Below are 25866 nucleotides of genomic sequence, written 5' to 3'. Positions count from 1 at the left end.
CAGCTCGTTTTACAAACGCTTGAGCCCGGCTTAGCGCCACGCGCACAACTGCGCTCCCTCCCCCCTTGCGGGGGAGGGCAGGGGAGAGGGGTAGCCCAGGAAAAGGTGTGTCGGAATTCGACGGAGCGGAGTGCTCTTAGTGATGGAGAGAGTCCCCGTGTGGACCCCTCTCCCTAACCCTCCCCCGCAAGGGGGGAGGGAACGCAATGCATACGCGGTGGCAGTGGGCACACCAGCTCGAAAGAGCGCGCGCTCAAATATTCGCGGCGAGGTCCACGAGCTCGTCGAACAGCACGCCGGTGGTCTTCAGCATCCGTTCGATCTCGTCAGCAGCGTCCGCAACCGTGCGGGCCGACGTGTCGATCACGAGCTCGGCAGCCTCGGGTCGCTCGTAGTCGTTGCCGATGCCGGTGAACGACGCCAGCGCGCCGGCGCGGGCCTTCTTGTAATGGCCCTTGGGATCGCGATCCTCGCAGACGTCTGCCGGCGTCGCGACGTGGATCTCGCGGAACGCGGTGTCGGCGATGCGGCGCGCGGTCGCGCGGTCCTCGCGGGCCGGCGAGACGGCGGCGACGATCGCGATGTGGCCGTTGCGGGCGAGATGGGTCGCGACCTCCGCAAGCCGGCGGATGTTCTCGCTGCGGTCGGCGGCGGAGAAGCCGAGATCGTTGTTGAGCCCGGCGCGCAACGTGTCGCCGTCGAGCAGGATCGGCGAGCCGCCATTGGTGAACAGCCGACGTTCCAGCGCCTTCGCCAGCGTCGACTTGCCGGACGCCGGCAGGCCGGTGAGCCAGACCACGGCGCCGTTGTGGCGGTAGCGCGCGGAGCGTTCGTCGGGCCGCAGCGCCGATTCCACCGGCACGATGTCGACCGGCACGGCGCGCTGGCCGGCATCGACCGACAGCACGAGACCACCGCCGGCGATGCGCCCCGAGACTTCGATCACGAGACGGCCGGTGCGCGGATTCTCGGTGTAGGGATCGGCGGCAATTGGGCTCGAAAGAGAAATGTCGATCTCGCCGACATGGTTGCGGCCGATCGCCTTGTTCTCGACGCTCGACAGCTCGCCGGGATCGACCGCCTTCTCGATGGCGACGACGGTGGCGCGGCTTTCCTTCGGGCCGCAGCGGACCAGCAGCTGGTCGCCCTTGGCGAGCGGCTTGTCGTGCAGCCAGAAGATGCGCGCGCGCAGACGGCGCGTCTCGCGCGGTGCGGAGCCGACATGCGCGACGATGTCGCCGCGCTCGATGAACAATTCGCGGTCGAGCGTGATGCCGACCGAGCGCCCCGCGCCCTGCCGTCCGGCGACCGGCGTTACCGGCCAGCTTTCGACCGTCTTGATCCTGGCGATCTTGCCGGCCGGCATGATCACGATCTCGTCGCCGGCAATGAGGCTGCCGGATTCGATGCGGCCCGCCACGATGCGGCGGTCGTCGAACTTGTAGATCGCCTGCACCGGCAGGCGCAGGGCGAGGGCTTCCAGCGGACGCGCCGGCTCGAGCTGGTCCAGCGCCTCGACCACGGTCGGACCCTTGTACCAGCCGATGCGGTCGGTGCGCTCCGCGACGCCGTCGCCATCGCGGGCCGAGATCGGGATCACCGCCGTCGGCGTCACGCCGAGGCCGTTGAGATGCGCCGAAATCTCGTCGCTGATTTCTTTGAAGCGCTCGGCGCTGAAATCGACGCGGTCCATCTTGTTGACGACGATCGCGACCTGCTTCACGCCGAGCAGGTGCAGCAGATAGCCGTGCCGCCGGGTCTGGTCACGCACGCCTTCGAGCGCGTCGATGATCAGCACCGCGCCGTCCGCCTGCGACGCACCGGTGATCATGTTGCGCAGGAATTCGGCATGGCCGGGCGCGTCGATCAGCACGATGTCGCGCGAATTGGTGCGGAAGCGGATCTGCGTGGTGTCGATGGTGATACCCTGATCGCGCTCGGTCTGGAGCGCGTCGAGCAGGAACGACCATTCGAACGGCATGCCGCGCCGCGCGCTGACGGCTTTCAGCATCTCGAGCTTGCCGTCGGGCAGGCTGCCGGTCTCGTGCAGCAGGCGCCCGACCAGCGTCGACTTGCCGTGGTCGACATGGCCGACGATCACGATACGGACCTGCGGACGCGTGGTGCCGTTCGGAGTGGCGGGCGAAGCGGGGGTGACGATCATGTTCATAGCCGCGTTGCGTCCTTGAATCAGAGATAGCCGGCGACGCGCAGACGCTCGAAGGCGTCCTCGGTCTCGTGGTCGAGCGCACGGCCGGCGCGCTCCGGCACCTTGGTCTGCTCGAGCTCGACCAGGATCTCGTCGATGGTCGACGCGGTCGACGCGACCGGATTGGTGATGTCCTGATCGCCCAGCGAGCGATAGCGCTTGCCGTCCTTGGCGAGATACAGCGGGATGATCGGAATGTTCTCGCGCTTGGTGTAGGCCCAGATGTCGGCCTCGGTCCAATGCAGGATCGGATGGATGCGCAAATGCGCGCCTTGCGGCGGCGAGGCGTTGAAATGGTCCCAGAACTCCGGCGGCTGATCGCGCACGTCCCAATTGCCTTCGAGCCCGCGCGGCGAGAACACGCGCTCCTTGGCGCGCGTCGCCTCTTCGTCGCGGCGGATGCCGGCGATCAGGCCGTCAAAGCCGAATTTGGCGAGCGCCATCTTCAGACCTTCGGTCTTGCGCGCAGCGGAACGGGCCGCCGGCGGCAGCGTTGGGTCGACGGCATCGATCGGCGGGCAGGGTTCGACGCGCAGGTCGAGCTCCCACTCTTTCCCGTAGTGATCGCGGAAGCGATACATCTCCGGAAACTTCTTGCCGGTATCGACGTGGAGGGCCGGGAACGGCAGCCGGCCGAAGAACGCCTTGCGCGCCAGCCAGATCATGACGTTGGAGTCCTTGCCGAGCGACCACAGCAGGGCGATCTTCTTCAGGCGGCCGAAGGCCTCGCGGAAAATGTAGATGCTCTGCGCCTCAAGCTGGTCCAAATGGTCCATGCTGGGGGCGGTCAGCCCGACGGGAATTTGCTCGGAAACGGGAGCCCGGAAGTCCCGTCCATCTGCACCGGAATCGGTCCTGAGAAGATGCATCTCTGCCACTTTGCGTTTGGAGGCGAATTTTCTATAGTTGCGGTGCAGAAGAGAAGAAAAAATTTTCTCTTTGCGCGCTCGAAACGACACATATATAGAAAATAATTCCAGTCAACCCCGGATGTGGGGGAAGCGAGTATCGCATGCGGTTCTTGCCGGTGTTCCTCGATCTCAAGGCCGGTCCGGTGGTCCTCATCGGCGCGGGTCAGCTTTTGCGCGCTAAGCTGCGCGTGCTCGCCGCTGCCGGTGCGCGCATCCGCGTGCATGCGATCGACGGCAATCAGGACCTGAGCCTCAGCTCCGAAGACGCGGCGCGGATTGAAATCGCGACTGGCGATCCGCTCACCGCCGATCTCTCGGGCGTCATTGCCATCGTTTGCGCCGGCGCGGGCGATGTCGGCGTTGCCATGTCGGTCCGCGCCAAGGCGCTCGGCCTGCCCGTCAACGTCATGGACGATCTCGAACATTCCAGCTTCATCTTCCCGGCGATCGTCGATCGCGGCGATGTCGTAGTCGCGGTCGGCACCGGCGGCACCTCGCCGGTGGTGGCGCGGCGCGTGCGCGAGAAGATCGAGGCGCTGCTGCCGGCCCGCATCGGCGAGCTTGCCGAGTTCATCGGCGGCTTCCGCAAATCCATCAACGAGCGCATCGCCGAGTTTCCGCTGCGCCGCCGCTTCTGGGAGCGCGTCATCGACGGTCCGATCGGCGCGTCTGTGCTCGCGGGCCGCAAGGGCGAGGCCGACGCCGCGATCAGGGCGATCTCCGATCCGTCCGCATTCGCGCGTGCCGACAAGCCGGAAGGCTCGGTCGCGCTGGTCGGCGCCGGGCCCGGCGATCCTGATCTTCTCACCATCAAGGCGCTGCGCGCGCTCCAGGATGCCGACATCGTCTTTCATGACGAACTGGTCTCGGGCGAAATTCTCGACCGCATCCGCCGCGACACCACGCGCGTTCCGGTCGGCCGGCGCGTCGGCAAGCCCGGCATCGGCCAGGACGCCATCAACAAGCGCATGATCGAGGCCGCGCAATCCGGCCAGCGCGTGGTGCGGCTGAAGGGCGGCGACCCCTTGGTGTTCGGCCGCGGCGGCGAAGAGGTCGAAGCGCTGCGCGCGGCCGGCGTCGCCTATTCGATCATTCCCGGCATCACGGCAGGGCTCGGCGGCGCCTCCGATTTCGAGGTGCCACTCACCTATCGTCATGAGGCGACCCGCATCACCTTCCTCACCGCGCACAAGGCGCGCGATGCCGAGAACGTGGACTGGTCGACGCTGACCGACACCAAAATGACCGTCGTGGTCTACATGGGCATGACCGCGGCCCCGGCGATCCGCGAAGGCTTGTTCGCGGCCGGCCGTTCGCCGGAGACGCCGGTCGGCGTATTCTCCCGCGTCACGCGGCCGGATGCACAAGGCGCGATCGGCACGCTGCGCGACCTGCCCGAGCTCGTGCGGCGGACCCATGGCGGTCCCGCCATCCTCATCATCGGCGACGTGGTCCGGCATGCCGGCTCGCTTCGCCGCGAAACACCCAAACAAATCATCTCTGACCTCCTGGATGCTGCCGAATGACCTCTCCCTTGCAAAAGAAACTTAAAATCAGCGATTCCTCCGTCGTGACCGCTAACCGTACCTGGGATGGCGTCGTCGTCTACCGCACCGCTGCCAAGGGCTGGTCGGCTGACCTCGCAGACGCCGCGATCGTGCGAAACTCCGATGAGGCGAAAGCGTTGCTCGCCGAGGCCGTGGCCGATGACGTCGGCGCGATTGGTCCCTATATCGCTCCGGTCCAGATCGGCGAGGACGGCAAGATCGTGCCCGGAAATCTGCGCGAGCAGATCCGCCGCGATGGCGTGACCATCGACTTGCCGGTTTAATCGCAGGTCGGGCTGTAAGGCACTTTAATCATGTACGCTTACGACGAAATCGATCGCACGCTGGTCAACGAGCGCGTCTCGGAATTCCGCGACCAGGTGCAACGCCGTCTCTCGGGCGAGTTGACCGAGGACGAATTCAAGATGCTGCGCTTGCAGAACGGCGTCTATCTGCAACTGCACGCCTACATGTTCCGCGTCGCGATTCCCTACGGAACGCTGGCGTCGAACCAGTTGCGGCAGCTTGCCCATGTCGCGCGCAAATATGACCGCGGCTACGGCCATTTCACCACGCGCCAGAACATCCAGTTCAACTGGATCAAGCTTTCGGACCTGCCGGATGCGCTGGCCGATCTCGCCGAGGTCGGCATCCACGCGATGCAGACCTCCGGCAACAACATGCGCAACGTCACCTCGGATCAGTGGGCCGGCGTCGCGCCGGGCGAGATCGAGGATCCCCGCATCTGGTCGGAGCTGATCCGCCAGCACACTACGCTGCATCCGGAGTTCTCGTTCCTGCCGCGCAAGTTCAAGATCGCGATCACCGCTTCGGATCACGACCGCGCTGCGATCAAGGTCCACGACATCGGCCTGCGGCTGATCAAGAACGAGAAGGGCGAAACCGGCTTCGAGGTGCTGGTCGGCGGCGGTCTCGGCCGCACGCCGTTCATCGGCAAGACCATCAAGCACTTCGTCCACGGCCGCGATCTCCTGAGCTATATCGAGGCGATCCTGCGCGTCTACAACCAGTACGGCCGCCGCGACAATATCTACAAGGCGCGCATCAAGATCCTGGTGCACGAGCTCGGCATCGAGAAGTTCTCCCGCGAGGTCGAGGAGGAGTGGCAGCATATCCGCAACTCCTCGCTTCAGATCGACGACGAGGTGATCGAGGACATCCGCTCGCGCTTCATCTATCCGGCTTACGAGAAGCTGCCGCACATGCCGGACGAGCTGCGCCAGGCAGCGGCCGATCCCGATTTCGAGGCGTGGCGCAAGAACTCGGTCGCCGCGCACAAGAACCCGGGCTACTCCATCGTCACGATCTCGCTGAAGCCGATCGGCGCGCCTCCGGGCGATGCCACGGCCGAGCAGATGGATGCGCTGGCCGATCTCGCCGACAAATATTCCTTCGGCGAGATCCGCGTCGGTCATGAGCAGAATTTGGCGCTGCCGCATGTTGCCAAGCGCGACCTGCCGGCGCTGTGGAAGGCGCTCGACAAGCTTGGGCTGGCGACGCCGAACGTCAACCTGATCACCGACATCATCGCCTGCCCGGGGCTCGACTATTGCTCGTTGGCCAATGCGCGCTCGATCCCGATCGCGCAGGAGCTGACGCGGCGCTTTGCCAACCATGAGCTCGCCAATCTGATCGGGCGGCTGCATATCAACATCTCCGGCTGCATCAATGCCTGCGGCCATCATCATGTTGGCCATATCGGCATTCTCGGTGTCGAGAAGAACGGCGAGGAGGTCTACCAGATCACCATCGGCGGCCGTGCCGACGAGAGCGCCGCGCTTGGCAATCTGATCGGCCCCGGCGTCAAGTTTGACGAGGTCGCTGACGTCGTCGAGGACATCGTGGAAGCCTATCTGGCGCTGCGCGAGCGGCCGGAGGAGCTGTTCGTCGACACCGTGAAGCGCCTCGGCGTCGAACCCTTCAAGGAGCGCGTCTATGCCACTCGTTAACGGCGGAAAAATCGCCGACGACAGCTTCGTCAAGCTTGCCGTCGACACGCCGCTGCCCGAGGGCGGCGACATCCTGGTGCCGGCCGAGCGCTTCCTCAGTGATGCGGACGCGCTGCTCAAGCGCGGCGGCAAGGTCGGCGTGATCTGGCCGAACAATCGCGATATCGCCGAGCTCGTGCCCTATCTCGGCAAGATCGCCGTCGTCGCATTGGTGTTCCCGAGCTTCCGCGATGGCCGCGCCTACAGCCAGGCGCGCCTGCTGCGCGAGCGCTATAATTATCGCGGCGATTTGCGTGCCACCGGCCAGGTGCTGCGCGATCAGTTCGTGTTCATGCTGCGTGCCGGCTTCGATTCCTTCGAGGTCAAGAAGCAGGCCGACGCGGAAGCCTTCATGCAGACGGCGAAGCGCTATTCGGTGTTCTATCAGCCGACCGGCGACGGCCGCATCACCGCGCTGCACCGGCGGATGCAGCTGCGTCACTCCGAAGGTGTCGGCACGTGAACGCAATCGCGCCCCAGGTCGCTTCGGTGTCCGCGTCCGCGCTGCCCTCGGCGGAGGAACTCGATCGCGCGCTGCGCGATGCTTCGCCCGCGGAGGTCATCGCCGCGGCGTTGCAGGCGGTCGGGCGCGAGAAGCTTGCGCTGGTGTCGTCCTTCGGCACGGAATCGGCGACGCTGCTGAAGGTCATGGCCGACGTCGATCCGGCGATCCCCGTGATCTTCCTCGACACCGGCTGGCTGTTCGAGGAGACGCTGGCCTATCGCGACACGCTGATCGCGGAACTCGGCTTGAAGGACGTCCGCTCGATCAGGCCTGCCGAGGAGACGCTGTCGCGCGAAGATCCCGACCGCGACCTCTGGTTCTCCGATCCAGACGCCTGCTGCCGCATCCGCAAGGTCGAGCCGCTGGCGCGCGCGCTGAAGCCGTTCGATGCGTGGCTCAATGGCCGCAAGCGCTTTCAGGGTAATGCGCGCACCGACATTCCGGTGGTCGAGGACGATGGCACGCGGTTGAAGTTCAACCCCTTCGCCAATGTCTCGCGCGAGGAACTCGAAGCCATTTTCGTCCGCGCCAAATTGCCGCGTCATCCGCTGGTGGAGTCCGGTTTCCTGTCGGTTGGGTGTATGCCTTGCACCAGCAGAACGGCCGAGGGCGAGGATGCACGCGCCGGTCGCTGGCGCGGCCGAGCCAAGACAGAATGCGGCATCCACACGATGAAGACTTCGTAGCACAGTCGAGCTGTCCGGCTACGAACAAGAAAATCCGGTTCCGTTGACTTGAGAGCGTTTCGCCCCGAGTTATGCCCGCGTGCCATCGATGACGATGACGTCGTCGAGGTAAATGGAGATGGACATGATGCGCCGTATCGTTCCGCTCGCGGCAGGGCTGCTCTTGACTGGATTGTTGGCAAGCTCGGCTCTCGCCGCTGACATCAATCTCTTGAACGTGTCGTACGATCCGACGCGTGAGCTCTATGCCGAGTTCAACAAGGCGTTCGCGAATGCCTATCAAAAGGAAACCGGCAAGAGCGTCGAGATCAAGCAGTCGCATGGCGGCAGCGGCTCGCAGGCGCGTGCCGTGATCGACGGATTGCAGGCCGATGTGGTGACGCTCGCGCTCGCCTATGACATCGACGCCGTCGCGAACAAGGGCCTCACCGCGACCGACTGGCAGAAGCGTTTGCCGCAGAATTCATCGCCCTATACCTCGACCATCGTGTTTCTGGTGCGCAAGGGCAATCCGAAGGGCATCAAGGACTGGGACGATCTGCTCAAGACCGGTGTCTCGGTGATCACGCCGAACCCGAAGACCTCCGGCGGGGCGCGCTGGAATTATCTCGCCGCCTGGGGCTTTGCCCAAAAGAAATACGGCTCGGCCGACAAGGCCAAGGACTTCATCGGAAAGCTCTACCAGCAGGTGCCGGTGCTCGATACCGGTGCGCGCGGCGCCACCGTGACCTTCGTCGAGCGCGGCGTCGGCGACGTGCTGCTGGCCTGGGAGAACGAGGCCTATCTCGCCCTGAAGGAGTTTGGTGCGCAGAAGTTCGAGATCGTGGCGCCGCCGCAATCGATCCTCGCCGAGCCGCCGGTCGCGATCGTCGACAAGGTTGCCGATAAAAAAGGCACCCGCAACGCGGCCGATGCCTACCTCCAGTATTGGTATACCAAGGAAGGTCAAGAAATCGCCGCGCGCAATTTCTACCGTCCGCGCGACGCCGAGATCGCCAAGAAGTACGAAAACTCCTTCGCCAAGGTCGAACTGTTCACGATCGACGACGTTTTCGGCGGCTGGACCAAGGCGCAGAAGGAACATTTTGCCGACGGCGGCGTCTTTGATCAGATCTACAAGAACTGATCGGGCGCCGTCTTAGGAGTAGCAGGGGGCCTGGTGAGCGCAGTTGCAGCACGACGACGGACATTGCCGGGCTTCGGTCTCACGATGGGACTGACGCTTTCCTGGCTCTCCATCATCATTCTGATTCCGCTGGCCGGGCTGTTCCTGAAATCGCTGGAGCTGAGCCCCGAGCAATTCTGGAACATCCTGTCCAGCCGCCGCACCCTCAACGCCTTGCGCGTCTCCTTCGGCCTCGCCTTTGCGGCGGCCTGCGTCAATCTCGTCATGGGCAGCATCATCGTCTGGGCGCTGGTGCGTTACCGCTTCCCCGGGCGCCGGCTGTTCGACGCCATCGTCGACGTGCCGTTCGCGCTGCCGACGGCGGTCGCCGGCGTGGCGCTGACGGCGCTGTTTGCCGAGACGGGCTGGCTGGGTGCGCCGCTCGCAGCGCTCGGTATCAAGGTGGCATTCACGCCGATCGGCATCTTCGTCGCCATGATCTTCATCGGCATCCCCTTCGTGGTGCGCACCGTGCAGCCGGTGCTCCAGGACCTCGACCCCGAGATCGAGGAGGCCGCCGGCAGCCTCGGCGCCAGCCGCTGGCAGACCATCATCCGCGTGATCCTGCCCTCGCTCGGACCGGCGCTGCTCACCGGCCTCGCGCTCGCCTTCGCCCGCGCGGTCGGCGAATACGGCTCGGTGATCTTCATCGCCGGCAATCTGCCTAATGTCTCCGAGATCGCGCCGCTCCTGATCGTGATCCGGCTGTCCGAATTCCGCTATGCCGACGCGACCGCTATCGCGGTGGTCATGCTCGTCGTCTCCTTCGTCATCATCTTCGCCGTCAACCGGCTCCAGCGCTGGGCGCAGAGCCGGATCCCGGCGCGCTGAGGGCAGATCATGACGATGCAGATCGCAGATTCCGTCTCGCTGCCTTCGACCGATGCGCGCGCGCGTGCCCACGCGGCCGCCGCCCGGGACAGCCTCCGCACCGAGCCGCCCGCAATACGTATCGCCATCATTGCGCTGGCGGTGGTCTTCCTCAGCGTCTTCGTCGTGCTGCCGCTGGTTCTGGTGTTCGCGCAGGCCTTTTCGAGAGGCGTTCTCGCTTATCTGTCCGCGCTCGCCGAGCCGGAGGCGCTGGCTGCGATCAAGCTGACGCTGCTGGTCGCGGCGATCTCGGTCGGCCTCAATCTCGTATTCGGCCTCGTCGCGGCATGGGCCATCGCCAAGTTCGAGTTTAGCGGCAAGACCTTCCTGATCACGCTGATCGACCTGCCGTTCTCGGTGAGCCCGGTGATCTCGGGCCTCGTCTTCGTGCTGCTGTTCGGCGCGCAGGGATATTTCGGCAGCTGGCTTAGGGATCACGATATCCAGATCCTGTTCGCGGTGCCCGGCATCGCGCTCGCCACCACCTTCGTGACCTTCCCGTTCGTGGCGCGCGCGCTGATCCCCCTGATGCAGGAGCAGGGCACGCAGGAGGAGGAGGCCGCGATCTCGCTCGGCGCCTCCGGCCTGCAGACCTTCTTCCGCGTCACCCTGCCCAACATCAAATGGGGCGTGCTCTACGGCGTCCTGCTCTGCAACGCGCGCGCGATGGGCGAATTCGGCGCCGTGTCGGTGGTATCCGGACACATCCGCGGCGAGACCAACACCATGCCGCTGCTGGTCGAGATTCTCTACAACGAGTACCAGTTCGTCGCTGCGTTTGCGATCGCCTCGCTGCTGGCGATGCTGGCCCTGATCACGTTGATCGCCAAGACCGTTCTCGAACGTCACCTCGACGAAGGACACGACGCAAGTGACCATTGAAGTCAGGAATCTCGTCAAGCAGTTCGGCAGCTTCAAAGCCCTCGACGGCGTCGATCTCAAGGTCGACAATGGCGAGCTGCTGGCGCTGCTCGGTCCGTCCGGTTCCGGCAAGACCACGCTGCTGCGCATCATCGCCGGCCTCGACTGGCCCGATTCCGGCGAGGTTTCCTTCAATGGCGAGGATGCGCTGGCGCGGGGCGCGCGCGAACGGAACGTCGGCTTCGTGTTCCAGCACTACGCGCTGTTCCGCCACATGACGGTGTTCGAGAACGTCGCCTTCGGCCTGCGCGTGCAGCCGCGCGCCAGCCGTAAGGACGAGTCCACCATTCGTGCGCGCGTCAAGGAGCTGCTCGATCTCGTGCAGCTCGACTGGCTCGCCGACCGCTATCCGAGCCAGCTCTCCGGCGGCCAGCGCCAGCGCATCGCACTCGCCCGCGCGCTCGCGATCGAGCCGCGCATCCTCCTGCTCGACGAGCCCTTCGGCGCGCTCGATGCCAAGGTGCGCAAGGAGCTGCGCCGATGGCTGCGCTCGCTGCACCAGGAGATCAACGTCACCTCGATCTTCGTCACCCACGACCAGGAGGAGGCGCTCGAAGTCGCCAACCGCGTCGTGGTGATGGACAAGGGTAGGATCGAGCAGATCGGCTCGCCCGACGACGTCTATGAAAGCCCGGCGACCGCCTTCGTCCACGGCTTCATCGGCGAATCCATCGAGCTGCCGGTCCAGGTCGAAGGCGGCGTCATCAGGCTCGGCGACCGCCCACTCAATCTTGCAGCAGACGGCTTGGTGTCTGGCGCGTCAAAACTGTTCGTGCGGCGACATGATATGCTGGTCGGCCCGCCCGGAAGCGGTGCCTTCGAGGGCGCTGTGCAGCACGTCCGGAATTTCGGCCCCGTGCAGCGGGCCGAGGTGGCGCTATCCGGCGGCGAGACCATCGAGATCGACGCCCCCCGCGACAGGGAACTGCGCGCCGGCGACACGATCGGCCTCGAACCGCGCCGCTACCGGATATTTGCGGGCTAGTAGGCGCCTCGGCCGAAAGCTCAAATCTTCCTCAATATTCACCTTTCAGCCACGGTTGGTATGCAACAACGGCCCCTCATTTGGGGGCCCCTGAACATGCGCGCTGCGGCCGCAATACTCATCACTTTGCTTCTCGCCGGCTGCGCCGGCAACGAAGCACCGGTCCAGCAGCCGTCGATGTATGCCGACATGTCGGTCCCGGGCACCAAGCTCGATGCGCAGGCGGCAGCGATCATGATCTCGCAATACCGCCAGAACAACGCCCTCGGCACCGTCGTGATCGACCCCGATCTGATGCGGCTCGCCGAATCCCAGTCCCAGGCCATGGCGGCGGCCAACAAGATGGACCATGATGTCCGCGCCCCGCTGGCCAAGCGCCTCAGCGCGGGCGGCTATCCGGCGACGGTGGCGGTCGAGAACGTTTCGGCGGGCTATCATACGCTGGCGGAAGCGTTTTCCGGCTGGCGCGACTCGCCTCCGCACCGGGCCAACATGCTCAAGAGCGGTGTCACAAAACTGGGCATCGCGGCGGGCTATGCTCCCGGCACCAAATACAAGGTGTTCTGGACCATGATCCTGGCCTCGACCGACCCCCGATAAGCCAGACTTGATCCCGGGATGCATTGACGCCGCGGCGGACTGTCGCCACGGTGGCTCGCCTTTTGCTATTGTTCCCAGATGACAGATCATAGCCCGGAAGTCGCAACAGTCCCCGCGAAGGCGCAGCGCGTCCTGGTCCTCCAGGGCGGTGGGGCGCTCGGCTCCTATCAGGCCGGCGCCTACCAGTCGCTGTGCCATTTCGACTTCGAGCCGGAATGGGTCGCCGGCATCTCGATCGGCGCGGTCAACGCCGCCATCATCGCCGGCAACGAGGGACAGACCCGCGTCAAGCGGCTCAAGGAATTCTGGGAGATGGTGTCGGCGCCGGTGCCGTGGAAGCCGATCGGCAAGAGCGATCACAGCCGCGAGCTGTTCAATTCGACCAGTGCCGCATTGATCGCGACCTTCGGCGTGCCCGGTTTCTTCACGCCGCGCATTCCGCCCGCGCCGCTCTGGCCGCCCGGCACCAAGCAGGCCGAGAGTTATTACGACACCGCGCCGCTGAAGAAGACGCTGGAGCGCCTGGTCGATTTTGATCGCATCAACGATCTGAAGACGCGCCTGTCGGTCGGCGCCGTCGGCGTCACCTCGGGCAACTTCAAATATTTCGACAATTACGAGTTCAAGAAGCTCGGCAAGACCATCGGCCCCGAGCACATCATGGCCTCCGGCGCGCTGCCGCCGGGATTTCCGTCCGTCGTGATCGAAGGCGAGCACTATTGGGACGGCGGCATCGCCTCCAACACGCCGCTCGACTACGTGCTCGATGCCGAGGTCGCTCGCGACATGCTGATCTTCCAGGTCGATCTGTTCAGCGCCCGCGGCGATCTGCCGAATTCGCTGCTCGAGGCGACCGAGCGCGAGAAGGACATCCGCTTCTCCAGCCGCACGCGGATGAACACCGACAAGAACAAGCAGATCCACAACGCCCGCCGGGCCGTGCGCGATCTGATTTCCAAATTGCCCGATTATCTGAAGAATGATCCTTCCGTGGAATTCCTCGCGAAGGTATCGCGCGAAAGCACCGTCACCGTGGTGCATCTGATCTATCGCAGCAAGAACTACGAATCCTCGTCGAAGGATTACGACTTCTCGCATGTCGCCATGGTCGAGCACTGGGAAGCCGGCGTGCGCGACGTGCATCTGTCGATGCGCCACAAGGACTGGCTCGAGCGGCCGCAGTCCGGCGAGACCATGGTGACCTACGATCTCACGGGGGACGTCACCGCGCCCCCGCCAAAAAGGAGCGAATAACATGGGTAGTCTGTCAGGCAAGAACGCCGTCGTGACCGGTTCGACCAGCGGCATCGGGCTCGCCTATGCGCGCGCCTTCGCCGCCGCCGGCGCCAATGTCGTCATCAACGGCTTCGGCTCGCCGGAGGACATCGAGAAGGAACGCGCCAAGATCGAGTCCGACTTCGGCGTGAAGGCGGTGTATTCGCCGGCCGACATGACCAAGCCCGCCGAGATCGCCGGGATGATCGCGCTCGGCGAGAAGTCGTTCGGCTCGGTCGACATCCTCGTCAACAATGCCGGCATCCAGTTCGTCTCGCCGATCGAGGAATTCCCGGTTGAGAAATGGGACCAGATCATCGCGATCAACCTGTCCTCGGCTTTCCATGCCATCCGCGCGGCGGTGCCCGGCATGAAGAAGAAGGGCTGGGGCCGTATCATCAACACGGCGTCGGCGCACTCGCTGGTCGCCTCGCCCTTCAAGTCCGCCTATGTGTCGGCCAAGCACGGCATCGCCGGCCTGACCAAGACCGTGGCGCTCGAGGTCGCGACCCACAAGATCACCTGCAACTGCATCAGCCCCGGCTATGTCTGGACGCCGCTGGTGGAGAAGCAGATCCCCGACACGATGAAGGCGCGCAACCTCACGCGCGAGCAGGTCATCAACGACGTGCTGCTCGACGCGCAGCCGACCAAGGAGTTCGTCACCTCCGAGCAGGTCGCAGCCCTCGCGCTGTTCCTGTGCGGCGACGATGCCGCGCAGATCACCGGCACCAACCTGTCGATCGACGGCGGCTGGACGGCGGAGTAAGGCTCCAGCCGTAGGGTGGGCAAAGGCGCGTCAGCGCCGTGCCCACCATCCTCCCGCGATTGAGGAGAAACGGTGGGCACGCTTCGCTTTGCCCACCCTACGATCCCGCCCTTGGTCGTCGCCCGGTCAAGCCGGGCGATGACAGCTAGGGCGGGTGGTTGGCCTAATGCGTCCAGGCCAGCGCCGTCACGATCGCGGACGACAGGTTCAGCTCCGCGAACATGATCTTGCTGGCGACCACGAACAGCACGCAGGCAAGCGTCAGGCGCAGCACCGTCTCGGGGACGCGCGTCGCACTGAGACTGCCGACGATGATGCCGGGCAGCGAGCCCAGCAGCAGCACGCCCATCAGGGCCCAATCCACATCGCCGAGCGCCCAATGTCCGGCCCCGGCAACCAGCGTCAGCGGCACCGCATGCGCGATGTCCGAGCCGACGATGGTCGCCATCGGCAGGCGCGGATAGAGCAGCAGCAGCACGGTGACGCCGACCGCGCCGGCACCGACCGACGAGATCGACACCAGCACGCCGAGCACGATGCCGGTGACGACGGTCGCGATCGCCGTGGTACGATCGTCGACACGTTCCAGCCGGCCGCGATAGCGCTCCATGAGGGCCTTGCGGAAGATCAGCGATGTCGCGGTCAGCAGCAATGCAAAGCACAGCACCAGATTGACCAGGCTGCGCTCGGAATCGCTCCTGAGGTCGAGCTTCCACAGCACGAGCAGCGTCAGCGCGCTCGCCGGGATGCTGCCGCAGGCGAGCCGCAGCACGGCGGGCCAGTGCACGCTCCGCGACCAGCCATGCACCACGCTGCCGCCGGTCTTGGTGGCGGCGGCATAGAGCAGGTCGGTGCCGACGGCGGTGGAGGGGTGGATGCCGAACAGCAGGATCAGCAGCGGCGTCATCAGCGAGCCGCCACCCACGCCGGTCATCCCGACAAGCAGGCCGACGCCAAATCCGGAGGCGACATAGAGCGGATCAATCATGTCTGGGGAATCTTAGGTTTATCTCGTCGGTTGAGCAATATGACGTAGAATAAAATTTCCCTGAAACGCAATCGCTTCGGTTGAATAAGAAAAATCTTGCGACAGACGGTGGGCGGGGAGGGGGTTTCAGTCGCCGCCGCGCAAGGCGCGAAACAGCCATTCTCCAGGCCGGCAACCCGGGTGGCAGCGCCTATTTGCCAAACGCCAGCACGTGCAGGCCGAGCCGCTGGCGCACGATCCAGAACAGCAGCACCGTCTCGAATGTCAGCGAGATCGAGGTCGCGGCCGCGGCGCCGTGACCGCCGAAGCGTGGCACCAGCGCGATGCAGAGCACGAGGTTCATCACGAACGCCAGCGCATAGGCCAGCGCACAGATCTTCTGCTGGCCGAGCATGTTGAGCAGGCGCTCGACCGGTCCAATCGCGGCGCGCACCACGAGGCCGATCGCGGCGACGAACATGATGTCGTAGCCGACCGTGAATTGCGGGCCGAACAGCCAGAGCAGCGGCTTGCCGAGCGCAAGCAGCACGATGGTCGCTGCCAGCGACGGCCAGAACGTCCAGTTGATGGCATGCGCGACATAGGCCGACAGGCGCGCCTTGTCGCCGAGCGCGTTGTATTCGGCGAAGCGGTGCGCTGTGGTCGCCGACATCGCGTAGTGGATGAACGAGACCAGGGCGAGCGTCTTCACCACCGCGAAATAGACACCGACCTCGTCCGATGGGCGGAACTGCTGAAGCACCAGCACGTCGGTATAGGACAGCAGCAGGTAGAAGCTCTCGACCAGCAGGATCGGCAGCGAGACGGCGAGCCAGCCGCCGATGTCGTAGGTCTTGGGGCCCGGCTCGATGTGATCGGCGAGCTTGCGGTTCAGCACCACCATCTGCCCGGTCATCGCGATCCACACCGCGCCGGCGCTCGCGACCATCGCGGCGACCGCGCCGAGATGATAGCCGAGCAGGAAGGCAGCGGCCGTGATGCCGATGATCAGCGCCTGGCGGATGATGAATTGCGGCATCAGACCGAGCTGCATCCAGTCATGCGAGCGCGCGATGCCGTCCTGGGTGTTGGCGACGACGAAGGCGGGCAGCGTCATGCAGCCGATATAGAGCGGCAGCACCTCGGCCGGATCGATCCAGGGCGAGAGCAGCTTGACGATTCCGGCGAGCCCCAGCGACACCAGCGTGGACGCGGCAAAGGTCAGCCAGCGGCTGCCGGAGAGAAAGCCGCGCAGCAGCGCATGCTCGCCGCTGGTGCGATATTCGGGAATGATCTTTTGCGCGGAGGCCGAGATGCCGAAGTCCATCATGCTGCCGAGCAGCAACACCCAGGTCCAGACATAGACATAGATGCCGTAGTCGGACGTCCCCATCCAGCGCGCGAGCAGAACTTGCGAGAAATAGGCGAGGCCCGCGCTGATCACCCGGATGATGAAGATGGTGCCGGCCAACCGCCGCGTCAGCGACGCTTCGTTCGACCCGCCCATCAGCTTCGCGCGCAGCCGCGCGATGAGGCCGGCAGGTCCGGTCGTTGCGGGTTCTGCATCCATCACGGCCAATTCGAGATCCCCAGGGCGTCCGTATCAGGCGTCCCGCATGCTGCGGCAGGCCTGATGCGGTAGCCCTTGGGGATTAGCAACCATTCGTTAAGATTGGGTTGGGTGAGGCATGCTGCCGCTCCAGCCACCAGCGACGTCCCCGCCTAGTGCGCAATTGCGCACGGGGGGCGGGGACCCATAACCCCAGGGAGAAATTGTTGCGCTGGCTGGTAACTCCGAGTCCTCGCCAAACCACTCCCTGTGGCTATGGGTCCCGGGCTCGCGCTGCGCGCGCCCCGGGACGACAGCTGAATATGGGGCGCTGGCAGCGCAACTCAGCTCCGGCTCACTCCAGATTCGTATTGAACTCGTACGACTTCTCGGGCGCGACGAGCGTGAACTTCAACGCCGCTCCGTCGGGCTTGGCGCCCGGTGGCAGTCCATCGAGCTCGAAGGAAAATCGTTGCACGCCGGGTGGGCTGCGCTCGACCGGCGCCGGAATCGGCAACGCCCAATCGAGCGTTGGCCCTTCCACGAACAAATTGACGCCGCGGCTGTCAGGCACGACCACGTCGACCACGACATTCTTGGGACCGTCACGTTTGACGTCGCGGATGGTCAGCGGATTGGGATCACCGATCGTGGCAGGCTTCGGCACGGTGTCGAGCGCAGCACGCAGATTAGCGTCCTCGGTCGAGGCGACGTTGTTGAAGCCGAGCTCGACATTGGCCTCGACGGGAACGCAGAGCTTCTCGCACACGGCGTAGTTGATCTCGGCGCGCAGCGTCACCGGCTTGTCGGGCGCCTTGGGCACGATGCGCAGAGGCAGCACGACCTGGCCGTGATAGCCGATCGAATGCCCGCCCGCACCGTCATCGAATTTCAGCGGCGCCGGCCACATCACCGTCACCGCTTCGACATTGTCCGATTTGGAGAAATCGAACCGCGGCGGAACGCCGGAATCGCCGGGGATGCGCCAGTAGGTCTTCCATCCCTGCTGGAGCTGGAAGGCGATACCGCCGAGCAGGACGGCGCCGCTGCGCGATCCCGCCAGCAATCGCACTGCGGAATGGCCGTCGCGCTGCCAGGGCGAAGCGTCGTCGGCGCGCGCTGCGAGCGTCATCGACGACGCAAGCAGGGTTGTTGCGACGCCAAACGCCGCATGCAGGGGAACTCTTGTCAGCATGGCACGTCTTTACAGGGTCGCCCCTGGGCAAACCATTGAATTGCTTGTGATGGATGCACCTGAATCAAGTCTATGCAAGCCTTGATTTGACAGCAGCCCGGCCCGACATCAGGATAGGAATCGAAACCGGAGTGCTTCACCGATGGCTCCCACAGGCAAAAGGACGGGCGAAAGCACCCGCAGCGCGGCCCCCGCGCTTCCCAGCTCGGCCGGCTATCTCGACGGCCAGCTCCTGATCGCGATGCCCGTGATGGGCGATGAGCGCTTCGAGCGCTCGGTGATCTATCTCTGTGCGCATTCCGCCGAGGGCGCGATGGGCATCATCGTCAATCATCCCGCCGGCAGCATCGACTTCCCCGAGCTGTTGCAGCAGCTCGGCATCATCAAGAAGGGCGAGCACATCAAGCTGCCGGAGAACGCCGAAAGCATGAAGGTGCTGCGTGGCGGGCCGGTCGATACCGGCCGCGGCTTCGTGCTGCATTCCAGCGATTTCTACATCGAGAACGCGACGCTCCGGATCGACGACGGCGTCTGCCTCACCGCGACCGTCGACATCCTGCGGGCGATCGCCAACGGCTCCGGCCCGAAGCACGCCATCCTCGCGCTTGGTTATGCCGGCTGGGCGCCGGGCCAGCTCGAGACCGAAATCCAGAGCAATGGCTGGCTGCATTGCGATGCGGATTCGGATTTGATCTTCGGCGACGATGTCGACGAGAAGTACGGACGTGCGCTGCGCAAGATCGGCATCGATCCCGGCATGCTCTCGAACGATGCGGGACACGCGTAGCTGTGTAGCAGCTGCTGCGACGGTTTGCGGTGTCCTGCGCCACCCTCCGCTGTCGTGCCCCGKCTTGACCGGGGCATCCAGTACGCCGCGGCCTATCGATTCCATCACAACCGTCTCGGAGTACTGGATCGCCCGGTCAAGCCGGGCGATGACCACGTCCAGCGGGGTGTGCCGCCTACTCCGCCGCCTGCTGCTGTACCGTCGGCTCTGTCCCCGCCACCGTCGCGCGGCGCATGTCGCGGGGTTGGGACTGGTCGTAGCGGCGGACGCGATGCATGGTCTGGCGGTTGTCCCACATCACGAGATCATGCAGCTTCCATTTGTGGACGTAGACGAACTCGCCTTGCGTCGCATGCTCGTTCAGATCGCGCAGCAGCAGCCGGCCTTCGGGGACGCTCATGCTGACGATCTTGCCGGCATGCGATGAGAGGTACAGCGACTTGCGGCGATGCACCGGATGGGTGCGCACCAGGCGTTGCAGCACCGGCTTGAACATCTGCTTTTCGTCGTCGGTGTACTCGGTGAAGCCGAGCGATCCGCGCGAATACATCAGCGAGTGCTCGCAGACGAGATCCTCGATCTCGGCCTTGGTGTCGTCATCGAGCGCGTCATAGGCCGCGCGCATGTCGGCGAACTCGGTATTGCCGCCCTTCGGGTTCACCACCCGCGCCGACAGCAGCGAGAATTTTGCGGGGATCGGGCGAAACGAGCTGTCGGAATGCCACAGGCAGTTGCCGAGGTTGAACAGATGCGCGCGACTGTCCTTCGCCAGCGGCTTGCCATCCTTGCCGAGATTGGAGACGTCGTTGAGGCCCGATTGCAGCCGGTAGTCCTTTTCCTTGGTCACGGTGCCGCCGCGCGCGTCCTCGCGCTGGCCGAAATTCAGCGCGAAGGCCATCTGCTGCTCGTCGGTGATGTCCTGGTCGTGGAAGACCAGCACCGCATATTTGTCCATGGCTGCCTCGACCTCGCGCGCCTCGGCCTCGGTGAGAGGCTTTCGCAGGTCGAGGCCGGAAACCTCGCCGGCAAAATGTTTCTGAAGCTGCCGGATGGCGATCGTCATGGTGTTTCTCCCGCGAACCGCGAGCGGTTGGTCCCGCTCTGCCGGTGAAAAAGCTACTCCCGCGACCGGCGTTGTCAACGCTCGGCGCGCATATCTCTTAAGCGTCATGGCTCTCACGCGTTGCGCGCCATCAAGCCGCCGTCGACAGGGATCACCGCGCCGGTGAGGAAAGACGCCGCAGGCAGGCACAGGCTCAGCGTCATATGCGCGACCTCCTCGGGGTCGCCGTAACGGCCGAGTGCAGTGCGGCGCTTGGCGTAGATCGTCTTGTGCTCTTCGGAGATGCGGTCGGTGATGGCGGTGCGGATCGGGCCCGGGCAGATGCAGTTGACGGTGATGCCCTCGCGGCCGAGCTCGACGGCGAGCGAGCGCGTGAGGCTCGCCACGCCGCCCTTCGCCGCCGAATAGGGGCTGTGCAACGCGGTGGCGCCGAGCGCCTCGGTCGAGGCGATGTTGACGATGCGCGGGCTCTTCGACTTGCGCAGGTGCGGCAGCGCGGCGCGGATGATGCGCGGATGCGCCGTCAGCATCACGGCGATCCCCTTGGCCCAAGCGTCTTCGTAAGCCTCGTCGTCGATCGCGACGCGCACGGAGATGCCGGCATTGTTGACGATGATGTCGAGCCCGCCGAAATGCGCCGCGACATCGCCAACCACGCGCTTGATCTCGCCGCCATCGGCGACATCGAGCTTCCACGCCTTCGCGGATCCGGCGTTCGCGGCAATCTCCTTGGCAACGGACAGCGCGCCCTGCTCGTCAAAGTCGGTGACGGCGACGTTCGCGCCTTCAGCGGCGAACACGCGCGCGGTCGCGCGCCCCATGCCGCTCGCCGCACCCGTGACGAGAACGGTCAGGCCCTTCACCGACCGGCTGAGCTCCTTGAATTCGGACATGCCGTTTCCTCGCGTCTCTTGTTTCTTGTTATGAGATGGACAAGGCTGGCATCGATCCGCAGACAGGTCAAACAAGCAAAACAAAAGGGGAGGCCGCGATGGCGAACGAGCTCGATTTCTCAGGCAAGCAGGTGCTGGTGGTCGGCGGTTCCAGCGGTATCGGCAACGGCATCGCGCAAGCCTTTCGCGCCAGGGGCGCGCAAGTTGCAGTCTGCGGCACGCGTGCTCATCCTGCGGAATATTCGGCGCTAGAAGGCTCCGATCTCACGGGTCTTTCCTATGCGCAGCTCGACGTCGGCAACACCGGCGCGGTGGAAGCGTTCAAGCCGTCCTTCGACCGTCTCGATGTGCTCGTGCTCGCGCAGGGCGCGGTGCTCTATCGCCGCGGCGAGTTCGAGATGGCCGGCTTCCGCAAGGTCGTCGAGGTCAATCTGATGAGCCTGATGGCCTGCGCGACGCGGTTTCACTCCATGCTGCGCGATAGCAAGGGCGCGCTGATCATGGTGTCCTCGACCGCAGCCTATCATTCCACCATGGGCAATCCCGCCTACAACGCCTCGAAGACCGGCGCAGTCGGACTGACGCGGACGCTGGGCGAGGCCTGGGCCGAGGATGGCATCCGCGTCAACGGTATCGCGCCCGGCCTCGTCGACACCAAGATGACGAAGGTGACCACCGACAATCCCAAGCGGCTCGAAGGCGCGCTGTCACGCATTCCGCTGCGGCGATTGGGCACGCCGGCTGACATGGCGGGCGCGGCGCTGTTCCTCGCCTCGCCGCTGTCGTCCTACATCATTGGCCAGACGCTGGTGGTCGATGGCGGGCTCATCCTGTAGCCCGGATGGAGCGACATGTCTGCCGTAGCCCGAAGAGCGCAGGCGGAAGCGTAGTCCGGACTACACACTTTCGCAGAAGCTTGGAACTGCGCTGCTCCTGATCGGTTACCTCGGCTGACCCCCGAGGAGGAGCAACATGGACAAGGATCGGATCGTCGGATCGGCCAAGGAATTCGCTGGGCGCGCAGAAGGCGCCGTCGGTGATCTCGCTGGCGATGCGCAGACACAGGCGTCAGGCAAGGCGCGGGAAGCCGCCGGCACCGTGCAGAATCTCTACGGCCAGGCCAAGGATGCCGTGCGCGACGCCGGTGAGACTGCGGCCGGCTACGCCAAGGACGCCTACGACAAGCCGGCCGAGACCTTGCGCGACGGTTCGCAGGCGATTGCCAAGAAGGTGCAGGACAATCCGCTCGGTGCGCTGCTGATCGCCGGCGGTATCGGCTTCGCACTCGCGCTCCTGATGTCGCGTCCCGCCCGTCGCCCGCCGCCGCGCTGGCGCTATTACGGCTGAGCCACCGCCCGAATTTTTCGTGCCCCGGACGCAATGCGGCCTAGGCGATGCGTAGCATCGTCCGGTAACGCCGCTTTGCTGAGCCGGGGCCCATTCTTTGGTGAATGTCGCAGTGCTGGGTCCCGGCTCTGCGCTGCAGCGTTACACGCTGCAGCGCGTCCGGGACACGAGATCTCAATTCAGAAAAACTACCGGAACATCTCCGCCGATCGCCCGACGTTACCAGGCGGGCGCGGGATTGGGATTACGCGGCGCCGGTGCGAATTGACGCGGCGGTGGCTGCGGAGAGCCGAAGCCGAAGAAATCGCGGAATGCCGGCGTTGCCTGGGCCGGCTGCTGCGGCTGCTGCTGTACCGGCGGCTTCTTCGGCGCGAGCCTTGGCGGCGCGATCGCGGCGGCTGCACCCGGTGTGCTGGGAGTGGCGCTGCCGTCGGGCGTCGTCGCAGCCATCGGCGTATCACCCTTGGCCTGCTCGCGGCCGACTTCGCGGCGCGGCCAGGCATAATCATCGGCACGGCCGGCGGGCGCGGCCAGCGGCTCACCCTTCACCATCGTCTTCGCGGCGAGCGCATCGACGGCAGCGGGACGCGAACCCGGTCCGCCCAGCAATTGATCGGCCGAGATCGAGGCCGCAACCAGCGGCACGATCGGTCCCGCCAGCGGCCGCGGCGCGGGCTTGCCGGGCTCGGCGCTGGTGTCGGGGGTCGCAGGCTCGCTCGGCAGCGCAATCGGGCCGGAGCGTCCGGCGAGCAGGCGCGTGATCTCGCGCTCGACATAGTGGGCGAGCTTGCGTGCGCCAGGTTTCGTGAAATAGACGCCGTCATAGCTGCGGAGCTGGCGGATCTGGCCCTCGAAGTCCGGGCCCTTCTGGAGGAAGCGGCCGGCTTCGTCGACAAAGCCGTCCCAGACATCGACATAGGTGATGCCGGCCTTGGCCGCGCCTTCGCGATAGAGCGAATCCAGGAACAGCATGTCCGCGGTGCCCTTGGGGCCGCGGATCGCGGGCAGGCCGACCCAGAGCACCGGAACGCCCTTGGACTTGAGAACGTTGGCCAGCTCCTCGATCTTCTTGCCGTAGAGTTCGACCCAGCGCTCGTCGCGGAATTCGTAGAGGCCGTTCGGGTTGCGCGCGGTCTTCTCCGGCGCTGCGACCGCCGGCGTGTCGGCGTTGTCGGCATCGTCCTGCGGCAGGTCGGTGTCGGCGGGCTTGTCGTCCGGCTTGGCGGCCGTGTCGGGTTTAGCATCGCCCGGCTTGGCCGGTGGCTTGGCGCGCGCGCCCTTGTCGTTCTTCTTGTCCTTGTCCGTCGCCTTGTCGGGCGCGGCCTCGCGGATCGAGATGCGGTCGTTGAGGCCGAGCATGACGACGATCACATCAGGCTTCTCGGTCTCGAGGATGCCCTTCGCTGCCGCCGCCCAGTCCGCGGGCTCACCCTTCGGCTGGTACTTGATCAGGCCGGACGTGGTCTTGTGCTTGCGGATCACGCCCATGTCGGGCTGCTCGGTGTAGGCGTCTTCGAGGCCGTAGGCGAGCCAGTCGGCCATGGCGTCGCCGATCACCAGCACGTTCTTGTCGGGCGTGGTGTCGCGCTTGGCTGGTGCCGGCGCACGCGAAAAGTCCTGGCGCGGCGCCTGCGGCTGTTGCTGCTGGAATGGTGCGAAGAAGTCGCCGCCGAACCAGCCGCCGCCTCCACCGTTCCGCGGTGGCGGGGCCTGCCGCTGCGGCGGGCCGCCGAAGCCGGGGAAGTTGAAGAACTGCGCCGAGGCGGGTCCCGCGATGGAGACCAGAATCGCAAGCGCCGTCCCCAGCGCGATCAGCGGGCCGGTCTCGGTCAGCGCCTTGAATAGGGACTTCTTCGACATGCGATCTCAGGCACGCGCAATGGGGATCGGGACAGGCTCGATATAATAGCGGAATCAGGCGCCAAACGGGCAGATTCTCTTTGCGGATTCTTCTGCCATACACCGGGGAATAGCCATCCCCGTCAAGGCGATCGGGCAAAATCCCTGTTCAGGGTTACTTTCGGCGCGATTTTACCGCCCGCGGAGGCGATCCAGCACGTCCGAGGAGGCAAATCCGTCGGCGGGGACCCCGATCGAGGCCTGGAAATTGCGCAGCGCCTCCCGGGTCTGGCCGCCGAACTGGCCGTCCGGGGTGCCCTTGTAGAAGCCGCGCTGGGCCAGCAGCTGCTGAAGTTCCAGCCGTTCGGTGCGGGACAGCTCGCGCTCCTGGCGCGGCCAGGGCTGCACGAAGGGCTGGCCGCCGCGCAGCCGGTCGGCGAAATGGCCGATCGCCAGCGCATAAGCCTCGGCCGGGTTGTACTTCATGATGACGCGGTAATTCTGCAGCATCAGGAAGCCCGGGCCCTGCGCCCCGGCGGGCGCCAGCAGATAGGCTTTCTCGGCCGGATGCGGGAAGGGCTGGTTGGATGGGCGCTTGAGCCCGAGCTTCTCCCACTGCGGGATCGTCATCGCCTTGGCGCGATCGGCCAGCATGTAGTTGAAGCCCTGGGGCACCACGACCTCGTAGCCCCAGGTCTGGCCGGCCTGCCAGCCGTCCTTCTTCAGATTGTTGGCGGTCGAGGCGATCAGATCAGTGGGATTGTCGACGACGTCGCGCCGTCCGTCGCCATCGCCATCCACGGCAAAGCGCTTGAACGCGGTCGGCATGAACTGGGTCGGGCCGAAGGCGCCGGCCCAGGAGCCGCGCATCTGCTCAGGCCTGAGATCGCCGCGGTTGAGGATCTCCAGCGCGGAGAGAAACTCGTCCTTGAAATACGCCTGGCGGCGGCCGATGCAGGCGAGCGTCGCGGTCGATTGCAGCACGCTGCGGTCGCCCATCTGGGTCGAGTAATTGGACTCGATGCCCCAGATCGAGGCGATGATGTAGCGGTCGACGCCGGTAGCCTTTTCGGTGGCGTCGAACTGCGCCTTGTATTTGGCGAGGACCTCGCGGCCCTTGGCGAGGCGGTTGTCGTTCACGAGGATGTCGAGATAGTCCCAGATCGACTTGGTGAACTCCGGCTGCGAATCCATCAGGTCCATGATGCGCAGATCAGGCGACAGCCCGGCCGTGAAGCGCTGGAAATTCTCCTGCGTGATGTTGCGCCGTGCGGCATCGGGCCACATCCCCGCGACGCAATTGTTGAAGTTGGAGGCGGCCTCGCGGATCGCGGCGGCCGTCATCAACGGGTGGCCGGAGGCGCCGTCCTCGCCGGTCCATGGCAAGGCGCCGCCGGGGCCGGGCGGGGCTTGCGCAGGCGCCGGATTCGGGCCGGAGAAAATACCGCCGAACAGGTTCGACAAGCCGTTCTGCGCCTGGGCGTGCGCGCTGACAGGCAGCAGCACAGCGGCCGCAAGCATCATTGCGCCGGTCACAAATCCAGCACGTTTCGCCAGCCCTGCCACTGATTGCATCATACCCTACCTGTCCGGCCGAAAATCCGCCTTCAGGAGGCCCGGTACCGGTTGCCAATAGCTTAACAAAGGTGAAATTTTGGTGTCGGCCTTTTTCTCAACTCTGTGAGCGCGAGGCCCCACATCCGCCTTTGTTAGCGGCTGCAAACAAGCTAGCAAGATACCATTGCTCCCTTCACGTCCTCAGGTATTCGATCTG

23 protein-coding genes and 1 pseudogene are annotated in these 25866 nt (G+C 65.2%); 15 read left to right on the top strand and 9 right to left on the bottom strand.

From position 1 onward, the window contains the following. Nucleotides 1-253: 253 nt before the first annotated feature. On the bottom strand, nt 254-2170 hold the full coding sequence (gene cysC, locus AC1DW2_RS19735) for an adenylyl-sulfate kinase (RefSeq protein ID WP_477006991.1): 1917 nt from the start codon (nt 2168-2170) through the stop codon (nt 254-256). A 20-nt stretch (nt 2171-2190) separates the two neighbouring features. Continuing rightward, nucleotides 2191-2985 (bottom strand): sulfate adenylyltransferase subunit CysD, encoded by a 795-nt coding sequence (gene cysD / locus AC1DW2_RS19730; RefSeq protein ID WP_063980990.1) that lies wholly within the window; start codon nt 2983-2985, stop codon nt 2191-2193. A gap of 236 nt (nt 2986-3221) precedes the next feature. Here cysD and cysG point away from each other — a divergent pair, with 236 nt between their 5' ends. From cysG to AC1DW2_RS19670, 12 genes are all read left to right on the top strand, one after another. Next, nucleotides 3222-4646, top strand: coding sequence for a siroheme synthase CysG (gene cysG, locus AC1DW2_RS19725; protein WP_477006990.1), 1425 nt, complete (start codon nt 3222-3224; stop codon nt 4644-4646). After that, the gene (locus AC1DW2_RS19720) at nt 4643-4951 is read left to right on the top strand and encodes a DUF2849 domain-containing protein (protein WP_071916679.1); all 309 of its coding nucleotides are present in this window, start codon (nt 4643-4645) and stop codon (nt 4949-4951) included. Before cysG ends, AC1DW2_RS19720 begins: the two co-directional genes overlap by 4 nt. A gap of 30 nt (nt 4952-4981) precedes the next feature. Next, on the top strand, nt 4982-6637 hold the full coding sequence (locus AC1DW2_RS19715) for a nitrite/sulfite reductase (RefSeq protein ID WP_063980993.1): 1656 nt from the start codon (nt 4982-4984) through the stop codon (nt 6635-6637). Then, nucleotides 6624-7139, top strand: a complete 516-nt coding sequence (locus tag AC1DW2_RS19710; RefSeq protein WP_063980994.1) for a DUF934 domain-containing protein — start codon at nt 6624-6626, stop codon at nt 7137-7139. Before AC1DW2_RS19715 ends, AC1DW2_RS19710 begins: the two co-directional genes overlap by 14 nt. Then, a complete protein-coding gene (locus AC1DW2_RS19705; protein ID WP_477006989.1) occupies nt 7136-7867 on the top strand; it encodes a phosphoadenylyl-sulfate reductase in 732 nt (243 codons plus the stop codon). The genes AC1DW2_RS19710 and AC1DW2_RS19705 overlap by 4 nt, the downstream gene beginning before the upstream one ends. A 124-nt stretch (nt 7868-7991) precedes the next feature. Beyond that, nucleotides 7992-8993, top strand: coding sequence for a sulfate ABC transporter substrate-binding protein (locus AC1DW2_RS19700; RefSeq protein ID WP_028148402.1), 1002 nt, complete (start codon nt 7992-7994; stop codon nt 8991-8993). Nucleotides 8994-9026: 33 nt separating this feature from the next. Then, nucleotides 9027-9863 (top strand): sulfate ABC transporter permease subunit CysT, encoded by an 837-nt coding sequence (cysT, locus tag AC1DW2_RS19695; protein WP_071916676.1) that lies wholly within the window; start codon nt 9027-9029, stop codon nt 9861-9863. Between the two features lie 9 nt (nt 9864-9872). Beyond that, nucleotides 9873-10784 (top strand): sulfate ABC transporter permease subunit CysW, encoded by a 912-nt coding sequence (gene cysW, locus AC1DW2_RS19690; RefSeq protein ID WP_063980996.1) that lies wholly within the window; start codon nt 9873-9875, stop codon nt 10782-10784. Next, nucleotides 10774-11808: a sulfate/molybdate ABC transporter ATP-binding protein gene (locus AC1DW2_RS19685; protein WP_063980997.1), complete on the top strand. Its 1035-nt coding sequence runs from the start codon at nt 10774-10776 to the stop codon at nt 11806-11808. The genes cysW and AC1DW2_RS19685 overlap by 11 nt, the downstream gene beginning before the upstream one ends. A gap of 96 nt (nt 11809-11904) precedes the next feature. Further along, complete coding sequence (locus tag AC1DW2_RS19680; RefSeq protein ID WP_063980998.1) at nt 11905-12408, top strand: CAP domain-containing protein; 504 nt, start codon at nt 11905-11907, stop codon at nt 12406-12408. A gap of 78 nt (nt 12409-12486) precedes the next feature. Further along, nucleotides 12487-13662 (top strand): DUF3734 domain-containing protein, encoded by a 1176-nt coding sequence (locus tag AC1DW2_RS19675; protein WP_063980999.1) that lies wholly within the window; start codon nt 12487-12489, stop codon nt 13660-13662. 1 nt (nt 13663) lies between these two features. Continuing rightward, nucleotides 13664-14452 carry a 3-hydroxybutyrate dehydrogenase gene (locus AC1DW2_RS19670; RefSeq protein WP_028157423.1) on the top strand — a complete coding sequence of 263 codons (789 nt, stop codon included), beginning with the start codon at nt 13664-13666 and terminating at the stop codon, nt 14450-14452. Between the two features lie 163 nt (nt 14453-14615). On the opposite strand, the gene AC1DW2_RS19665 is transcribed toward AC1DW2_RS19670, so the two are convergent. The 3 genes from AC1DW2_RS19665 to AC1DW2_RS19655 all read right to left on the bottom strand — a co-directional run bounded on the left by AC1DW2_RS19665 (nt 14616) and on the right by AC1DW2_RS19655 (nt 18163). Then, the gene (locus AC1DW2_RS19665; RefSeq protein ID WP_283017999.1) at nt 14616-15440 is read right to left on the bottom strand and encodes a sulfite exporter TauE/SafE family protein; all 825 of its coding nucleotides are present in this window, start codon (nt 15438-15440) and stop codon (nt 14616-14618) included. Between the two features lie 190 nt (nt 15441-15630). Continuing rightward, nucleotides 15631-16998 (bottom strand): flippase, encoded by a 1368-nt coding sequence (locus tag AC1DW2_RS19660; RefSeq protein ID WP_428841268.1) that lies wholly within the window; start codon nt 16996-16998, stop codon nt 15631-15633. A gap of 325 nt (nt 16999-17323) precedes the next feature. Continuing rightward, nucleotides 17324-18163 (bottom strand): protein-disulfide reductase DsbD domain-containing protein, encoded by an 840-nt coding sequence (locus AC1DW2_RS19655; protein ID WP_063981002.1) that lies wholly within the window; start codon nt 18161-18163, stop codon nt 17324-17326. Between the two features lie 142 nt (nt 18164-18305). Here AC1DW2_RS19655 and AC1DW2_RS19650 point away from each other — a divergent pair, with 142 nt between their 5' ends. Then, nucleotides 18306-18950 carry a YqgE/AlgH family protein gene (locus AC1DW2_RS19650; protein WP_063981003.1) on the top strand — a complete coding sequence of 215 codons (645 nt, stop codon included), beginning with the start codon at nt 18306-18308 and terminating at the stop codon, nt 18948-18950. Between the two features lie 175 nt (nt 18951-19125). Here AC1DW2_RS19650 and AC1DW2_RS19645 read toward each other — a convergent pair whose 3' ends face one another. Beyond that, entirely contained in the window at nt 19126-20013 is an 888-nt protein-coding gene (locus tag AC1DW2_RS19645) for a TauD/TfdA dioxygenase family protein (protein WP_063981004.1), read from the bottom strand. A gap of 113 nt (nt 20014-20126) precedes the next feature. Further along, a complete protein-coding gene (locus tag AC1DW2_RS19640; protein WP_063981005.1) occupies nt 20127-20906 on the bottom strand; it encodes an SDR family NAD(P)-dependent oxidoreductase in 780 nt (259 codons plus the stop codon). A gap of 98 nt (nt 20907-21004) precedes the next feature. Between AC1DW2_RS19640 and AC1DW2_RS19635 the strand changes: the two genes are divergently transcribed. After that, a complete protein-coding gene (locus AC1DW2_RS19635; protein ID WP_063986080.1) occupies nt 21005-21742 on the top strand; it encodes an SDR family NAD(P)-dependent oxidoreductase in 738 nt (245 codons plus the stop codon). A 136-nt stretch (nt 21743-21878) separates the two neighbouring features. Continuing rightward, complete coding sequence (locus AC1DW2_RS19630; RefSeq protein ID WP_063981006.1) at nt 21879-22253, top strand: CsbD family protein; 375 nt, start codon at nt 21879-21881, stop codon at nt 22251-22253. Between the two features lie 188 nt (nt 22254-22441). On the opposite strand, the pseudogene AC1DW2_RS19625 reads toward AC1DW2_RS19630, so the two are convergent. Together AC1DW2_RS19625 and AC1DW2_RS19620 are read right to left on the bottom strand one after the other, a co-directional pair. Beyond that, nucleotides 22442-24113: pseudogene (locus tag AC1DW2_RS19625) on the bottom strand (SGNH/GDSL hydrolase family protein). A 171-nt stretch (nt 24114-24284) separates the two neighbouring features. Further along, nucleotides 24285-25616: a lytic murein transglycosylase gene (locus AC1DW2_RS19620; RefSeq protein WP_477006988.1), complete on the bottom strand. Its 1332-nt coding sequence runs from the start codon at nt 25614-25616 to the stop codon at nt 24285-24287. Between the last annotated feature and the right edge of the window lie 250 nt (nt 25617-25866).

The organism is Bradyrhizobium sp. P3_C3 (assembly GCF_056402655.1).
The sequence above is the reverse complement of the archived record's forward strand: the minus strand, read 5'-3'. Positions and strand labels throughout refer to the sequence as shown.

Excerpts from the sequence above, each read along its gene's own strand:
- cysC (WP_477006991.1), bottom strand. The coding sequence starts at position 2,170 with ATGAACATGATCGTCACCCCCGCTTCGCCCGCCACTCCGAACGGCACC.
- cysD (WP_063980990.1), bottom strand. The coding sequence starts at position 2,985 with ATGGACCATTTGGACCAGCTTGAGGCGCAGAGCATCTACATTTTCCGC.
- cysG (WP_477006990.1), top strand. The coding sequence starts at position 3,222 with ATGCGGTTCTTGCCGGTGTTCCTCGATCTCAAGGCCGGTCCGGTGGTC.
- AC1DW2_RS19720 (WP_071916679.1), top strand. The coding sequence starts at position 4,643 with ATGACCTCTCCCTTGCAAAAGAAACTTAAAATCAGCGATTCCTCCGTC.
- AC1DW2_RS19715 (WP_063980993.1), top strand. The coding sequence starts at position 4,982 with ATGTACGCTTACGACGAAATCGATCGCACGCTGGTCAACGAGCGCGTC.
- AC1DW2_RS19710 (WP_063980994.1), top strand. The coding sequence starts at position 6,624 with ATGCCACTCGTTAACGGCGGAAAAATCGCCGACGACAGCTTCGTCAAG.
- AC1DW2_RS19700 (WP_028148402.1), top strand. The coding sequence starts at position 7,992 with ATGATGCGCCGTATCGTTCCGCTCGCGGCAGGGCTGCTCTTGACTGGA.
- cysW (WP_063980996.1), top strand. The coding sequence starts at position 9,873 with ATGACGATGCAGATCGCAGATTCCGTCTCGCTGCCTTCGACCGATGCG.
- AC1DW2_RS19680 (WP_063980998.1), top strand. The coding sequence starts at position 11,905 with ATGCGCGCTGCGGCCGCAATACTCATCACTTTGCTTCTCGCCGGCTGC.
- AC1DW2_RS19675 (WP_063980999.1), top strand. The coding sequence starts at position 12,487 with ATGACAGATCATAGCCCGGAAGTCGCAACAGTCCCCGCGAAGGCGCAG.
- AC1DW2_RS19670 (WP_028157423.1), top strand. The coding sequence starts at position 13,664 with ATGGGTAGTCTGTCAGGCAAGAACGCCGTCGTGACCGGTTCGACCAGC.
- AC1DW2_RS19665 (WP_283017999.1), bottom strand. The coding sequence starts at position 15,440 with ATGATTGATCCGCTCTATGTCGCCTCCGGATTTGGCGTCGGCCTGCTT.
- AC1DW2_RS19655 (WP_063981002.1), bottom strand. The coding sequence starts at position 18,163 with ATGCTGACAAGAGTTCCCCTGCATGCGGCGTTTGGCGTCGCAACAACC.
- AC1DW2_RS19650 (WP_063981003.1), top strand. The coding sequence starts at position 18,306 with ATGGCTCCCACAGGCAAAAGGACGGGCGAAAGCACCCGCAGCGCGGCC.
- AC1DW2_RS19645 (WP_063981004.1), bottom strand. The coding sequence starts at position 20,013 with ATGACGATCGCCATCCGGCAGCTTCAGAAACATTTTGCCGGCGAGGTT.
- AC1DW2_RS19640 (WP_063981005.1), bottom strand. The coding sequence starts at position 20,906 with ATGTCCGAATTCAAGGAGCTCAGCCGGTCGGTGAAGGGCCTGACCGTT.
- AC1DW2_RS19635 (WP_063986080.1), top strand. The coding sequence starts at position 21,005 with ATGGCGAACGAGCTCGATTTCTCAGGCAAGCAGGTGCTGGTGGTCGGC.
- AC1DW2_RS19630 (WP_063981006.1), top strand. The coding sequence starts at position 21,879 with ATGGACAAGGATCGGATCGTCGGATCGGCCAAGGAATTCGCTGGGCGC.
- AC1DW2_RS19620 (WP_477006988.1), bottom strand. The coding sequence starts at position 25,616 with ATGATGCTTGCGGCCGCTGTGCTGCTGCCTGTCAGCGCGCACGCCCAG.